The organism is Enorma timonensis, assembly GCF_000321165.1.
Taxonomy (GTDB): Bacteria; Actinomycetota; Coriobacteriia; order Coriobacteriales; family Coriobacteriaceae; genus Enorma.
The window spans coordinates 52,585-67,868 of the sequence record NZ_CAPF01000014.1; the positions used below are offsets into that span (position 1 = coordinate 52,585).

Annotated in this window: 10 protein-coding genes and 1 tRNA gene; 2 read left to right on the plus strand and 9 right to left on the minus strand. The window is 69.0% G+C overall.

Features of this window, described 5'->3' with window-relative positions; all coding sequences use genetic code 11:
* The 8 genes from aroQ to aroF form a co-directional block, all read right to left on the minus strand.
* Positions 1-435, minus strand: coding sequence for a type II 3-dehydroquinate dehydratase (gene aroQ / locus BN423_RS01420; protein ID WP_019238499.1), 435 nt, complete (start codon positions 433-435; stop codon positions 1-3).
* 38 nt (positions 436-473) lie between these two features.
* Positions 474-1,718, minus strand: a complete 1,245-nt coding sequence (locus tag BN423_RS01425; RefSeq protein ID WP_019238500.1) for a shikimate kinase — start codon at positions 1,716-1,718, stop codon at positions 474-476.
* On the minus strand, positions 1,718-2,863 hold the full coding sequence (locus BN423_RS01430) for a bifunctional chorismate mutase/prephenate dehydratase (protein WP_019238501.1): 1,146 nt from the start codon (positions 2,861-2,863) through the stop codon (positions 1,718-1,720). The genes BN423_RS01425 and BN423_RS01430 overlap by 1 nt, the downstream gene beginning before the upstream one ends.
* Positions 2,864-2,978: 115 nt before the next feature.
* Positions 2,979-4,094 carry a chorismate synthase gene (gene aroC / locus BN423_RS01435; RefSeq protein ID WP_019238502.1) on the minus strand — a complete coding sequence of 372 codons (1,116 nt, stop codon included), beginning with the start codon at positions 4,092-4,094 and terminating at the stop codon, positions 2,979-2,981.
* 9 nt (positions 4,095-4,103) lie between these two features.
* Positions 4,104-5,417 carry a 3-phosphoshikimate 1-carboxyvinyltransferase gene (aroA, locus tag BN423_RS01440; RefSeq protein ID WP_019238503.1) on the minus strand — a complete coding sequence of 438 codons (1,314 nt, stop codon included), beginning with the start codon at positions 5,415-5,417 and terminating at the stop codon, positions 4,104-4,106.
* Positions 5,414-6,538, minus strand: coding sequence for a 3-dehydroquinate synthase (aroB, locus tag BN423_RS01445; RefSeq protein WP_019238504.1), 1,125 nt, complete (start codon positions 6,536-6,538; stop codon positions 5,414-5,416). The genes aroA and aroB overlap by 4 nt, the downstream gene beginning before the upstream one ends.
* 5 nt (positions 6,539-6,543) lie before the next feature.
* A complete protein-coding gene (locus BN423_RS01450) occupies positions 6,544-7,464 on the minus strand; it encodes a prephenate dehydrogenase (RefSeq protein ID WP_019238505.1) in 921 nt (306 codons plus the stop codon).
* Complete coding sequence (gene aroF, locus BN423_RS01455; RefSeq protein WP_019238506.1) at positions 7,461-8,489, minus strand: 3-deoxy-7-phosphoheptulonate synthase; 1,029 nt, start codon at positions 8,487-8,489, stop codon at positions 7,461-7,463. Before aroF ends, BN423_RS01450 begins: the two co-directional genes overlap by 4 nt.
* Before the next feature lie 480 nt (positions 8,490-8,969).
* Here aroF and BN423_RS01460 point away from each other — a divergent pair, with 480 nt between their 5' ends.
* Positions 8,970-12,098, plus strand: a complete 3,129-nt coding sequence (locus BN423_RS01460) for a M14 family metallopeptidase (protein WP_019238507.1) — start codon at positions 8,970-8,972, stop codon at positions 12,096-12,098.
* A gap of 141 nt (positions 12,099-12,239) precedes the next feature.
* Here BN423_RS01460 and BN423_RS01465 read toward each other — a convergent pair.
* Positions 12,240-12,316, minus strand: a tRNA-Arg gene (locus BN423_RS01465).
* Between the two features lie 148 nt (positions 12,317-12,464).
* Between BN423_RS01465 and BN423_RS01470 the strand changes: the two genes are divergently transcribed.
* The gene (locus tag BN423_RS01470; RefSeq protein ID WP_019238508.1) at positions 12,465-15,275 is read left to right on the plus strand and encodes an HAD-IC family P-type ATPase; all 2,811 of its coding nucleotides are present in this window, start codon (positions 12,465-12,467) and stop codon (positions 15,273-15,275) included.
* The last annotated feature ends 9 nt before the right edge of the window (positions 15,276-15,284 follow it).

Consider the following 15,284-nt stretch of genomic DNA (forward strand, 5'->3'; position numbering starts at 1 on the left):
TTACATGAGGTGGGCGGCGAGGAGCTCGAGCGCGTGGCGGTAGCCCGCGAGACCCTCGCCCGTGACGCGCGCGAAGCACGCCATGCCCGCATACGAGACCTGGCGGAAGTCCTCGCGCGCATCGACGTCGGAGATGTGCACCTCCACCGCGGGCAGGCTCACGGCCTTGAGCGCATCGAGGATCGCCACGCTCGTGTGGGTGTAGGCGGCCGGGTTGATCACGATGCCGTCGAAGCGCCCGAGCGCCTCCTGGATCGCGTCCACGATGGCGCCCTCGTGGTTGGATTGGAAGACCTCCACCGCATCGAAGCCCGTCTCCGCGCCCGCCGCCCGGCAGATGCGCTCGAGCTCGGCGTAGCTCTCGTGCCCGTAGATGCCCGGCTCGCGGATGCCGAGCAGGTTCAGGTTGGGGCCGTTGATGACCAAGGCGTTCATGGAGGCTTCCTTTCGCGTGATGGGTGCCGGGTGCGGGCTTATGCGTTCCAGCCGGCGACGATGACGGATGCGGTGGCGTCGGCGCTCTCGCGCGAGGCGACGATCTTATCCGCCCAGGCGCGGTAGCGGTCCATGCGCTCGGCCGCGAGCCGCTCCACCCCGTCGCGCGCCGTGATGGGCCGCCCCTTCTTCGAGAGCTCGTCGAGCGGGCGGTCGAGCATGACGATGCGGCTGTTCTGGTGCAGGAGCGGGTAGTTCTCGTCGCGGGTCACGACGCCGCCGCCGCAGGAGATGACGAGGCCGCTTCGCTTCGCGACGTCCTCGAGCACGCGGGTCTCCTCGGCGCGGAAGGCGTCCTCGCCCTGCCCGATGATGAAGTCGGCGCACGTGCTGCCCGTGCGCTCCCGGAAGGCGTCGTCGAGGTCGATGTGCTCGCGCCCCAGGCAGCGCGCGATGGCCTGGCCTACGCGCGTCTTGCCCGACCCCGGCATGCCGATGAGCGCGATGTTCTCCTCCTCGCGGTCGAGGGCGTCCGTGACCGTGCGGATCCGTTCGGGGCCGATCAGCTCGCCGGTGTAGGCGCGCACCGCCTCCGCCGCCTGCGCGACGAGCATGAGGAGGCCGCCCGCGCAGGGGATTCCGAGCTGCTCCGCCTGCATCATGATGGCGGTGCGCGCGGGGTTGTACACGATGTCGACGACGGCGGCGAGATGCCCGAAGCGCTCGAGGTCGACGGGCGCCGCCGGGCAGGCCGGGTACATGCCCACGGGCGTGGCGTTCACGATGAGCGCGGCATCCGCGTACCTATCGAGGTCGTCATAGGTGACCTCCCCGCTGCGGCTCACCGCAACTGCCTCCGCGCCCAGGTCACGCAGGACGGTCATGCAGGTCGAGCCCGCGCCGCCGTTGCCGCCGAGCACGAGCGCCCGTGTCCCCTCGAGCTCGACCCCGGTCGATTCCACGAGCATTTTGAAGCCGAAATAGTCCGTGTTGCCGCCGCGCAGCCGCCCATCCGGGAGCCGCACGATGGTGTTGACGTTACCGAGGCGCTGCGCGCGCTCCGTGAGCTCGTCGAGGAAGGGTACGACTGCGCGCTTGTAGGGTATCGTCACGTTAACGCCCGCCCACGCGTCCCCGCGCAGGAACGCCTCGACCTCCTCGGGTTCGCGCTCGAAGCGGATGTAGTCCATATCCGCGAGCATGCGGTAGATGCGCGGGGTGTAGCTGTGGCCGAGCGTTCGCCCGAGGACCCCGTAGGGCACCGGCTTCTGCGCAGAATCCATCAGAGCACCTCCGTGTAGCTGCCGAAATACGTGAAGCGCTCGCAGACGTCGCCGAGGCCGTCGAGGAGCGTTCCGAGTGCCTCCGCGCCGACAGGGCAATCCACGTCGAAGTAGAACATGAATTCGAAGTCGCGGCCGGGGATGGGGCGGCTCTCGAGCTTCACGAGGTTGATGTCGAGGGCGTAGAAGCGCTCGAGCACGCGGAAGAGCGAGCCGGGCTCGTGGGAGAGCGTGAGCATGAGCGAGGTGCGCTGCGCGCCCGGCCAGATGGCTGGCTCGGCGGAGATGACGACGAAGCGCGTGTAGTTGTTGTCGGAATCCTGCACATCGGGCTCGATGATGTCGAGGCCGTAGAGGTCGGCGCAAGCGCGCGACGAGAGCGCGGCGAGGTCGCGCCGCTCCGAGCCCGCGACGAGCTCCGCCGCGCGCGCGGTGTTCTTGCACGGGGTTGCCCGCACGCCCAGGCGCGCGAGGTAGCCGGCGCACTGGGCGAGCGCCTGCTCGTGCGAGCACACCTCGTGGATATCCCCGAGCTTCGTCCCGGGCTTGGCGAGCAGGCTGTGGTCGATCTTCTGCCGCAGGCTGCGCACGATGTAGCACGAATGCGCGGCGAGCAGGTCGTAGACCGCGTTCACCGAGCCCGCGGTCGAGTTCTCGATGGGGACCACGCCGAAGGCGCAGCGCCCCTCGCACACGGCGCGGAACACGTCCTCGAACGTGTCGAAGAACGTGATGCTCGGCACGCGGAAGAGGCGCGTGGCGGCGATCTGGCTGTAGGCGCCCTCGACGCCCTGGCAGGCGACGGTCGCCATGGCGGGGAAGGGCTCGTCGTGGGGCTTGAGCGCGCGGCGCATGAGCTCGCTCACGCGCTCGGGGCGCGCGGGCGCGAGGATGCGCTGCTGCTCGGCCTTGTTCATGGACATGAGGAGGGAGAAGAGCGCGATGGCCTGGGGCCTTAAGTGCTCCGGCGCCCGCTCGGCGATGCTCGCGAGCTTCTCGCGCTCGCGTGCGGGGTCGAAGACCGCCTTGCCCGTGCCCGCCTTGGCGCGCGCGACGTCGGCGGCGAGCCCCATGCGCGCACAGAACAGGTCGAGCAGCTGTGCGTCGATCTCGTCTATGCGCATGCGGATGTCCGAGAGTTCCATGAGCCTTCCTTCGTCGGTCGGTAGAAATGATAATTTCCAGCCTGTCTGCTTTTTATCATGTTCGTCGGTGGTGAAATGATAAAAACCAGCCTGTCTGGTTTTTATCACCGTGGGTTCAGCGTCGGGGAGCCGGGGTGGGGAAGCGGCCGTCCTCGAGCAGGGCGTCGAGGAGGGCGAGCGCGCAGGCGGCCTCCGCGACGGGCACCGCGCGCGGCACGATGCAGGGGTCGTGGCGCCCGCGCACGGTGAGCTCGGTATCCACGCCGGCGTCGAGGTCGACGCTTCGCTGCGCTCTCCCGATGGAGGCGGTGGGCTTCACGGCCATCTGCCACACGATGGGCATGCCCGTGGAGATGCCGCCGAGGATGCCGCCGGCGTTGTTCGTCTCGGGACGCGGCTGGCCGTCGACCATGCGGAAGGGGTCGTTATGCTCGCTGCCGGTGAGGTAGGCGGCGGCGAAGCCCGATCCGAAGTCCACGCCCTTCACGGCGGGGATGCCGAAGGCGATGCGCGCGATGCGGTTCTCGAGGCCGTCGAACATGGGGTCGCCCACGCCGGCGGGCACGCCGTAGGCGACGCACTCGATGATGCCGCCGATGCTGTCGAGGTCGTCGCGGGCGGCGAGGATGGCCGCGCGCATGCGAGCCGCCGCATCCGTCGAGATGCAGGGGAAATCATGGGCGCGCAGGGCGGCGAGCTGGGCCTCGTCGCGCGCGAGCTCGTCGAGCGGCTCGTCCGCGATGCCCTCCGGTCCCAGGCTCTGGATATGCGCGGCGATGTCGATGCCCATCGTGGCGAGTGCCTGGAGCGCGATGCCGCCCGCTATGCACAAGGGCGCGGTGAGGCGGCCGGAGAAGTGCCCGCCGCCTGCGACGTCGTGCCAGTTGCCGTACTTCACGCGCGCGGTGAAGTCCGCGTGCCCGGGGCGCGGGATGCGGCGCAGGCCGTCGTAGTCCTGGCTCCGCGTATCGGTGTTGCGGATGATGGCCGCGATGGGCGCTCCCGTGGTGTGGCCGTCCACGATGCCCGAGAGCCACTCAGGAGCGTCCGCCTCGCGGCGCCGCGTGGCGGTGTCGTCGCGGCCGGGCGCGCGGCGGTCCAGGAAGCGCTGGAGCTCCGCGGCGTCGACGGGTATGCCCGCGGGGATCCCGTCGAGCGAGCAACCGATGGCCGGCGAATGGGATTGGCCGAAGATCGAGAGGTGGATGACGGTGCCGAATACCGATGCCATGGCGTCCCCTTACGCGTCGATGAGCTCGACGTGGCCGCCGAGCGCACGGTAGTGTTCGAAGAAGAGCGGGTAGGATTTGTCCACGGCCTCGGCGCCGTAGATCTCGACCGGGCCGGTGCAGCGGGTGGCGGCGATGGCCGCCATCATGGCGATGCGGTGATCGTTGTGCGCCTCGACCGCGCCGCCTGAAAGCGCCTCGACGCCCTGGATGAGGAGGTCGTCGCCGGCCACGCGCACCCGCGCGCCGAGGGATGTGAGCTCGCCCGCGGTGGTGGCGAGGCGGTCGGATTCCTTGAGGCGGAGCCTGCGGCAGTCCTGGATGATCGTGCGTCCCTGCGCGACGGACGCCACCGCGGCGAGGATGGGCACGAGGTCGGGGACGTCCTGCGCGCTCAGGGTGAAGGCGCTCAGGTGGTCGGGCTGCGCGGTGGCCGAGCCCGTGCCGCGCCGCATGCGCGCGCCGAAGCGCGAGAGGGCGGCCATGACGGTGCGGTCGCCCTGGGCGGAGGAGAGCGAGAGCCCGGTCACGGTGATGGGCTCGGTGCCCATCGCGCCCGCGCAGAGCCAAAACGCCGCGTTCGACCAGTCGCCCTCGACGCTGACCTCGCCGGGCGTGCGATACGCCGACCCGTCGAGGCGGTAGCAGGTGACCTCGGTGTCCGAGACGAAGGCGTGCTCCACCTCTACGGCCACGCCGAAGGAGGCGAGCGCCTGGAGCGTGAGGGTGACGTAGGGCTTGCTCTCGATGCGGCCGGTGACCCTGATCTCGCTCGGCTGGCCCAGAAGCGGGCAGGCGAGCAGGAGACCTGAAATGAACTGCGAGCTCACATCGCCGGGGAGCTCGAAGCGGCCCGGGCGCAGGCGACCGCGCGCGGTGAGCGGCAGCGCGCCGAGCCCCTCGAGCTCGCAGCCCGCGGCGATGAGCTCGCGGTCGAGCGGCTCGAGCGGGCGCTCGCCCAGGCGGCGCGCCCCCGTGAAGGTGGCGTCCGCGCCGAGGGCGCAGGCCACGGGCAGCATGAAGCGCAGGGTCGAGCCGGACTCGCCGCAATCGAGCGTGCCGCCCGCGAGGGCACGGAGGATCCCGTGCTCCTGGCTCTTGGGGATGGGGTGGACGCGGAAGCCGTCCTCCACGCGCTCGATGCGCGCCCCGAGCGTCTCGAGGCAGCGGATCGTGGCGTCGATGTCGGCGCAGGTGGTGTTGCAGATGACGTGCGTCGTGCCGTTGGCGAGTGCCGCGGCGATGATGACGCGGTGCGCGACGGATTTCGACGCGATGGCGGGGACGGTGCCCGAGAGCGTGCCCGGGGTGATGCGGGCGATCATCGCGCGCCCCCTTCCGCGGGCGCCTCGACGCCGAGCTCGATGATCGCGCGCAGCTGCTCGAGGTCGCAGCACTCGATGGAGGCGGCGCCGATACGGTGCGGAATCACGAGGTCGATGGTGGTGCCGCGACGCTTCTTGTCGTGCATCGCGGCCTCGACGAGCTCGTCGGCGGTGTAGGGGCACACGGTGGAGAGGCCGTGCGCCCGGCAGAGCGCGTCGATGCGCTCGGCGGTGTCCTCCTCGAAGTCGGGCGCAACCCAGCCCGCCGCGCGGGCGCCGCGCGCCATGGCGACCATGCCGGCCGCGACGCAGGTGCCGTGGCCGAGCGTGTAGCCCGAGCACGCCTCGATGGCGTGGCCGATGCTGTGCCCGAAGTTCAGGAGCTTGCGGGCGCCGTTCTCGCGCTCGTCGATCACGACGACGTCGCGCTTGATCTCGACGTTGCGGGCGATGATGGCGGCGACGAGCGAGAGGTCGCGCGTGAGCAGGTCGAAGGTGAGCGGTGTCTTTTCGAGCAGCTCGAAGAGGGACGCATCGGCGATGACGGCATGCTTCACCACCTCGCCGCAGCCGTCCGCGAGCTGCTCGGGCGCGAGCGTGCCCAGGCACCCCACATCGGCGATGACGGCGGCGGGCTGCCAGAACGCGCCGGCGAGGTTCTTGCCGCACGAGAGGTCGACGGCGCACTTCCCGCCCACGGAGGAATCCACCATGGCCAGAAGCGTCGTCGGCATCTGCACGTACGCGATGCCGCGCATGTAGGTCGCCGCGGCGAAGCCCGCCATGTCGCCCGTCACGCCGCCGCCGAGCGCGATGACGACGTCCGAGCGGTCGAGCTCCTCGGCCGCGAGGAACTCGAGGATCGCCCCGTAGGTGGCGAGCGTCTTGTGCTCCTCGCCCGCGGGGAAGATGTGGACGGCCACCTCGAGGCCGGCCTCGGCGAGGCTCTCGCGCACGATGTGCGCATAGAGCGGCCCCACGTTCGAATCGGTCACGATGGCGGCCTTCCGGGCGCGCGGCACGGCGTCGCGCACGGCCGCGCCGGCCCCCTCGAGCAGGCGCGTGCCGATATGCACCCGGTAGGGGTTCTGCACGGTGATGTCGATGGTGATCTCTGCCATGGGTATCAGCTGTCCCTTTCGTCGTCGAGCGCGCGCTTGATGCGGTCGCCCTCGGCGAGGAGCGCGCGCAGCCGCTCGCGGTCGCCGGCGTCGAGCGCGTCGCGGTAGGCGCCGAGCGCGTCGATGATCCGGCCGATCTCGCGGCTCAGGTTCTCGGCGTCGTCGCACATGAGCTCCGCCCACATGGCGGGGTTCAGGTGCGCGACGCGCGTGAGGTCGCGGTAGCTGCCCGCCGAGAAGCCGTGGTGCTCGCGGGCGGTGGGGCTCTTCACGTAGGCGTTCGAGACGACGTGCGCGAGCTGGCTCGTGTAGGCGATGACCTCATCGTGCTCCTCGGGCGTCGTCACGCTGAACGTGCCGAAGCCCACGGGCGCGAGTAGGGTGTGCACGCGGTCGAGCAGGAGCAGCCGCCCCGTGTCGTCGAGTGCGGGCGGCACGAGCACCATGGGCGCGCCCTCGAAGAGGTTCGCGCGCGCATGGGCGAAGCCCGAGTGCTCCGTGCCCGCCATGGGGTGCGCCCCCACGAAGGCGAAGCCGTGCTCGCGGGCGAGATCGAAGGCGCGCGCGCAGACGGCCGCCTTCACGCCCGCCGTGTCGATGACGACCGGGCCCGTGCCGCGCTCGGTATCGCTTGCCGCGCCGAGCGCCTCCGCGTGCTCCTCGAGCCACTCGATGCAGGCATCTGGGTAGGCCGCAAGGATGATGAGGTCGCAGGCGGGGATCTCCTCGTCGTCGAGGACGGCCTCGACCGTCTCGATCATCGCCGCATCCATCGTGTCCTCATCGGTGTCGCAGGCGATGACGCGCGCGCCCGCTGCCGCGTAGGCGCGGGCGAAGCTCCCGCCGATGAGCCCGAGTCCCACGATGCCGATGGTCGGCTGCGCGGCGCGCTCGCCGCCCATGGACGCATCCTGCACGGCCGTCATGCGCGCTCGCCGCCTTCGGGCTCGATCGCGGCGCGGATGAGCGCGATGCGGCGCATGCAGTCGTCGAACATATCGGGCGTGAGCGCCTGGGCGCCGTCGGACCACGCCTGGTCGGGCGCATCGTGCACCTCGATCTCGAGTCCGTGGGCGCCGGCGGCGGTGGCGGCGAGCGCCATGGGCTCCACGTAGCGCGTGTAGCCGGTGGCGTGGCTCGGGTCGGCGACGACGGGCAGGTGCGAGAGGTAGCGCAGCACGGGCACGGCGTTGAGGTCGAAGGTGTTGCGGGTGCGCGTCTCGAAGGTGCGGATGCCGCGCTCGCACAGGATCACGTTGGGGTTGCCCTCGCTCATGATGTACTCCGCCGCCATGAGGAGCTCGTCGATGCTCTCGGCCATGCCGCGCTTGAGCAGCACGGGCGTGGAGGTCTTGCCGACCTCCTTCAGGAGCGGGAAGTTCTGGGCGTTACGCGCGCCGATCTGCATGACGTCGACGCCCTTATCCAGGAAGAGCTGCACGTCGCGCGGGTCCATGATCTCGGTCACCACGGGCATGTCGAGCTCCGCGCCCGCCTCCATGAGCAGATCGAGGCCGGAGGCGCCCATGCCCTGGTAGGCGTAGGGGCTCGTGCGCGGCTTGTACGCCCCGCCGCGCAGCATGGTGGCGCCGGCCGCCTTCACGCGCCGCGCGATGCGGATGAGGTTCTCGCCCTCGACGGAGCAAGGCCCGGCGATGACCTGGAAGTGCTCCCCGCCGATCTTCACCCCGTGCCCGCAGTCCACGACGGTGTCCATGGGATGGAACTTGCGGTTCGCCTTCTTGAAGGGTTCCGAGACGCGCTGCACGCGCTCGACGATGTCCATGGACTCGAGCAGGAACGGGTCGATGCGGGTGGTGTCTCCCACGAGCCCCACGATGAGCTCGTTCTCGCCCTGGCTCACATGCGCCTGCAGGCCCTTCTTCTCGATCCAGGACATGAGGTGGTCGACGGCGGCCTGGTTGGCGTCCTTCTTCAAAATCGCGATCATGCGGCACCGGTGCTTTCTTCTCATGGCTTGCTGCGTCGGCTCATTGTATACCATGGGGCGGACACATGACCGGGTGCACGCGGCCGTTTACCATGCCGGAACGAAGCCGCCACACGCCCCTCGCGACGCGGCTCGGGCGGGGTTCCACGCGCTGCCGGGCACCCTCGCCTGCGCCCCGCGCCCGCTTCCGCTCACCCTGCGCGCCGCGCCACTCGTCGAATCGCGGACGCGCGCTCGCGGGCGCTTGCATATAGTCGGGGCTGTGAGATGCCGGGGTGCATGCTGCGCGCACAAGCGGGATCGCCTGGGGGATTATCGGCGTTCCTCCTCGTCGGGGGTATTCCTTTCGCATTTGGCCTCCTTGCGCTTCGTCTCTCACGCCTCATCTCATAGGGGAACGAGTGCACGGGTTAGGAGGGCGGCCTATCGACTGATGCATGCGATACGTGTTAGTTGCTCAACGTTTCGAAAGGAGTCCCTATGAGGGGGAAGTTGAAGGGTGTCGCCGTATCCGCGCTCGGTGTGGCGCTCGCCCTCGTTTTGGGCGCATGCTCGGGCGGAGGTACCGAGGCCATCGCGTTCAAGAACGTGAGCGGCGATGGCGCCGATGCCATCTCCATGACCGAGGCGCGCAGCTTCGAGGCGACGCTGCCCGTGAGCGGGCAGAGCGTCGAGGAGCTCCAGCAGCTCATCGATGACGGCAAGGTGACCTGGTCGCTCAGCCGCGAGGAGGGCATGCAGGAGGATACCGAGGCCTGGCCGTACCAGTACCTGGGCGGTCCCATCGAGGAGTGGGAGACCGTCGAGACCTCCCAGCAGCCGCAGACGGAGCTCTTCACCAACATCGAGACCACGGCCGAGGAGGTCGACGGCGGCGCCGCGCTCAAGCTGACGTTCGACTCCAACACGATGTTCGGCTACGACGGCATCGACAACCGCGACCGCTCGCAGCTGCGCGACACGATCCTCGACTACACGGGCACCTATGAGCTCACCTGCGACGTCGACGGCAAGACCGCCGGCACCGCCGAGGTGGACGTGCGTCCCTACGACCAGTACCGCACCCAGGCCGAGATCGACGCCGAGCTGCCCGAGCTCGTCGACGAGGCCAAGGAGAACGGCCTGTACGCCGAGGTCGTCGAGATCGGCCAATCCGCCGAGGGGCGTCCCATCAACGCCGTGTTCGTGACCAAGGAGGAGTCCGACCTCGACGAGTACCTCGAGCTCACCGAGCGCATGGAGACCGAGCCCGCCACCGTGCAGGAAGAGGTCGAGGCCGGTACGCTCGAGTACAAGGTCCCCATCGTCTACAGCAACATCCATGCGGATGAGATCATCGGCTCCGACGGCGTCATGGAGTTCCTGCGCGCCCTCGTGAAGAACGAGCCCATCGCGTACCGCACCGTCGCGGGCCTCACCGAGGAGGGCCAGGCCACGCTCGAGCAGGAGATGGCCTCCGACGGCACCGCGTGGTCCGAGCTCATCGCCGACGACGTGACGGGCGTGGGCTACATCCAGGGCGAGGGCCAGATGAACCCCACCGACGACCCCGAGGCCAACCCGGACGCGTCGGTCGACCTCACCGATGAGGAGTTCGCGCGCTACTACAACGTCGAGGATCGCACGCTCGACCCCGACGCCCTGCTCGACGACGTGTTCTTCATCCTCGTGCCGAGCGAGAACGTCGACGGCCGCACCTACAACGTCCGCACGGGCGGCAACGGCCTCGACCTCAACCGCGACAACACCTACCAGACCCAGCCCGAGACCCAGGCCATGACGGAGCTCATCGCGAAGTGGGACCCCATCTCGCTGCACGAGATCCACGGCTACTACACGCAGTTCCAGGTGGAGCCCTGCTCGCCCACGCATGACCCGAACAACGAGTACGACCTGTTCATCGACACGGGCATGCAGCAGGGCGAGGCGTTCGCCGCGGCCGCCATCTCGAACAACGATACCATCAACAGCGTCCAGATCCCCATGCGCGACTACCTCAAGGTCACCGACGACGGCAGCCTCGAGTGGGTGCCGTTCGACGACATGTCCTCGAGCTATACCCCGCAGTACGCGATGCTGCACGGCGTGAACGCCTACACCGTCGAGCTGCCCTACGGCTCCCAGGATGCCGTGACCGCGGTGAAGTACGGCTTCGTGGGCAACGCCGCGTTCGTGTCCGAGAACAAGGACGAGATGTTCCTGAACCAGCTCGAGCGCTATGAGCGCGGCATCGAGAACATCGACGCCGACGAGATCCGTCCCTACTACGTGAGCCAGTCCGACGAGGTCGGCGCCGAGGCCGATGTCTTCCGCCCGCGCTACGAGGAGAACGGCAACTTCTTCCCCGAGTACTACGTGATCCCCGTCGACTCCGACGCCCAGCAGGATCGCGCCGCGGCCGCCGAGATGGTCGAGTACCTGCTCCGCAACGACGTCAAGCTCGAGCAGCTCACCGAGGACTTCGAGGTCAACGGCACGACGTATGCCGAAGGCGCGGTCGTCGTCGACATGCACCAGGCCAAGCGCAACATGGCCAACGCCGCCCTGTACGAGAACATGGTCATCGACGACTGGACGTCGCTCTATTCCGAGCCCGTCACGAACTTCCCCGACCAGCGCGGCTTCGACTGCGACACCATCACCACGCCGGGCGCCTTCGATGACGCCGCGCTCGCCGAGATCACCGAGCCCATCGAGCTCGCGACCGAGGTCGACGGCGACGGCGACCTCGTCGTGATCGAGAACAGCGGCGTCGAGAGCATCCGCGCCGTGAACGCCCTGCTCGACGACGGCGTGCAGGTCGGCCTCGTGACCGAGGGCGAAAACACGGGCGACTACGTCGTCGCGTCCTCCGACTTCGACGCGGTGAAGGACGACTTCGTGCTCGACGCCCACAAGGTGGCCGAGGCGCCCACCGCGCAGGTCATCAAGACCGGCATCAAGGTCTACGTGCCCGGCGCCGCCGACGAGTTCATGACCAACGAGGCCGGCGAGGAGTACGGCGTCAGGGATTACCAGAACCGCCTCAACACGTCCTACAACATGGACATCTTCGCCCTCACCGAGCAGATGGGCTTCACGCTCGTCGACTCGCCGGAGGAGGCCGACATCATCGTGGGCAACCAGGCGCTCACCGAGGACGAGGGCAAGCTCGTCGCCGAGGGCAAGCCGTACGTGGGCTACACCGCCAACGCGCTCGAGTCCGCCGCGGCGCTCGGCATCGACGTGACCTACAACGACGATGCCGACATGTCCTACGACGCCCTCACGACGGTCGAGTTCCCCGAGGAGAGCATCGTCACCGCGACCTACGTGGGCGAGGGCGACGACCTCATGTACGGCTACGGCGGCACGTTCATCACCGGCGTGCCTGAGGGCGCGACCGTCCTCATCAAGACGACGGGCGACGACCCCGTCGAGGGCTTCATGAGCGCCGAGGCCATCGAGGCCTACAAGGGCACCATCCAGGCCTTCGACTACCAGGCCGACGGCTACAACGTGACGCTCTTCGCGAACACGCTCACCAACAAGGCGCATCAGCAGGACGAGTACCGCTACCTCTCCGCGGCGGTCTACTCCAAGCTGCTCGAGGGGGACTTCGAGGCGTAAGCGCCCGCATAGCGCGCCAACGCATACCGCGACCGGCTCCGGGCACCGCTCGGGGCCGGTCGCCCCGGTTTCGGGGCTCGCGCGCGGCAAAAAAGCGCGAACCCGCGGGGACATGCCCGTACGGGTTCGCGCTGGATTTCCTGGTGTCCCATGCAGGATTCGAACCTGTGGCCTTCTGCTCCGGAGGCAGACGCTCTAATCCACTGAGCTAATGGGACGTTGTGCGAGACCATTATACTCAATCCGCGCGGATGCGAGATGACAATTTCGAGCGCCGCGTGGGCGCGCGCCGCCGCGGCCGGTATGCCCGCGCGCAAAACGGGTACACTGGGCGCGTATGTGCAGGCCGTACGGGAGGGGTCAGTCGTGGTCAACGACGCGGAGGTGCGCGGGCTCACCGCCGAAGAGGTGCGTGAACGCATCGAGGCGGGACGCGTCAACGTCAACATGGAGCTCAAGACGAAGTCCGTGCGCGAACTCGTCTTCGAGAACCTCTTCACGCTCTTCAACCTCATCAACCTCGTGCTCGCCGTGCTCGTCATCATCGCGGGCTCGTTCAAGAACCTCACGTTCCTCGCGATCGTCGCGCTCAACACCGGCATCGGCATCGTGCAGGCGCTGCGCTCGAAGCGCATGGTCGACAAGCTCACGCTGCTCGCCACGAAGAAGGCGAAGGTCATCCGCGACGGCCAGGAGGTCGAGCTCGACCTCGACGAGATCGTCATCGATGACGTCGTGAAGCTCGGCCGCGGCGACCAGATCCCGGCCGACGCCACGGTGCTCACCGGCGAGGCGCAGGTGAACGAGAGCCTGCTCACCGGCGAGAGCAACCTCATCAAGAAGGAGCCGGGCTCCTCGCTCATGAGCGGCAGCTTCCTCGATTCCGGTCTCGTGTATGCCCGCGTGGTGCACGTGGGCGCCGAGAACTACGTCGCCAAGATCAACAACGAGGCGAAGTACGTCAAGCGGGTCAACTCCGAAATCCTGAACACGCTGAACCTCATCGTGAAGTTCGCGAGCATCATCATGCTGCCGCTCGGCATCGCGCTGTTCATCTCGAGCGTGCATGAGCCGTATGCGGCATGGGCCGCCGCCTCGCCCGACTCCTCCATGGGGCTTTTCGCCTGGATGTTCTCCGGTGCGGACGCGTGGCACGCGGTCTCCGCCGCAATCCTCTCCACCGTGGGCGCGCTGCTCGGCATGGTGCCGCAGGGGCTCGTCCTGCTCACGTCGTCCGTGCTCGCCATCTCCACCATCCGCCTCGCGCGCAAAAACGTCCTCGCTCAGCAGCTCTACTGCATCGAGACGCTCGCCCGCGTCGACGTGCTCTGCCTCGACAAGACGGGCACCATCACCTCGGGCCGCATGGAGGTCGAGGGGACCTACCCGCTGCCCGTCGAGGGGACGGCGGCGGCCGTGCGCGTCCCCCGCGACGTCGCGCTCGTGGACTTCGCCCTCGCGAACATCGCCCGCGCCACCTCGGCGGATGCGAACGAGACGTGCAAGGCGCTCCTCGACCATTACGCGCAGCTGCAGGTTCCCGTGAGCGAGCCCACGCGCGTTGTGCCGTTCTCGTCCGCGAAGAAGTGGAGCGGCGCGGCGTTCCCGGAGGGCGCCTTCGTGATGGGCGCCGCCCAGTTCGTGCTCGGGCGCGAGGCCTTCGCCGCCGTCGAGGAGCGGGTGGCGGCGCTCGCGAGCACCTGCCGCGTGCTCGTGGTCGCGCATGTGGACGGCTTCACCGACGAGGGCGATATGGTGGGGGAGGCGGAGCCGATCGGCTTCGTGACCATCCGCGACGAGATCCGCGCCTCCGCCGCCGAGACGATCGGCTACTTCTGCGAGCAGGGTGTCACCCTGAACGTCATCTCGGGGGACGACCCGCGCACGGTGTCCTCGATCGCACAGGTCGTGGGCGTGCCCGGCGCGGACGCGTACGTGGACGCAACGACCCTCGACACCCCCGCGAAGGTCGATGCCGCGGTCGACCGCTACCATGTGTTCGGCCGCGTGACCCCGCAGCAGAAGCGCGAGCTCGTGCAGGCGCTCCAGCGGCGCGGGCACACGGTGGCCATGACGGGCGACGGCGTGAACGACGTGCTCGCCCTCAAGGAGGCCGACTGCTCCGTGGCCATGGCCGCGGGTTCCGACGCGGCGCGCAACGTGGCCGAGCTCGTGCTCGTGGACAACGATTTCGCGAGCATGCCCGCCGTGGTGGCCGAGGGCCGCCGCGCCATCAACAACCTGCAGCGCTCGGCGGCGCTCTTCCTCACCAAGACGCTCTTCTCCATGGGGCTCGCGGCGCTGTGCATCGCGTTCCCGCCGTATCCCTTCCAGCCCATCCAGATGACGCTCATCAACTTCTTCTGCATCGGCTACCCCGGCTTCGTCCTCGGACTCGAGACGAACCGGGCGCGCGTGGAGGGCAGCTTCCTCGTGAACGTCGTGAAGCGCGCGCTGCCCGCGTCGGTCTCCGTCATCCTCGCCGCGTGCCTCTGCATGGCGGGCGCGGGCCTGTTCGCGCTCGATTCCGCGACGCTTTCCACGATGTGCCTCATCACGACGAGCGTCGTGGGGTGCTGCCTCATCTTCCGCATCTCCCAGCCCTTCACGCTGCTGCGCCGGCTGCTGTTCGCCTCCATCGTGGCGGGGCTCGCCATCGGCATCCTCGGCTTCACCGAGCTCTTCTCCATCGCGCACTTGAGCTGGGGCATGATGCTCTACGTGGCGCTCGCGTCGCTTGCGGCCTCCGCGCTCTTCTTCCGCCTCGCGCGCGCGATGGATGAGCGGCCGGACGGGGGCAGGCGGCTCGCGACCGGCTTCGGCCGCGGCGTGCGCGTCACCCGCCGCAAGCGCGGCGGCACGCGCGTCACCTCCACGGGCTCCTCGGCGCGCCGCATGGTCACGCGCGCCTATGCCTCCCTCACCAAGCGCCATGAGCGCCCGGGCGCATCGCGCGCGGATGCGCATGCGGAGGCAACCGAGATCCGGGACGCCGAGGCGCACACGTCTGAGGACGCGCGCCCTACCGGGCAGCCCGATGCGGCGCGCACGGGAAGCGGGGGAGGGCGTCGCCGTGCGAAGGCGGGCTCTGTAACGAAATCGGCATCGGGCATCCGCGTCGCGATGCCCGCGCGCAAACGCGCTAGGATGGGAGACGACCGTAGCCACACCTCCTGATGGGAGCAG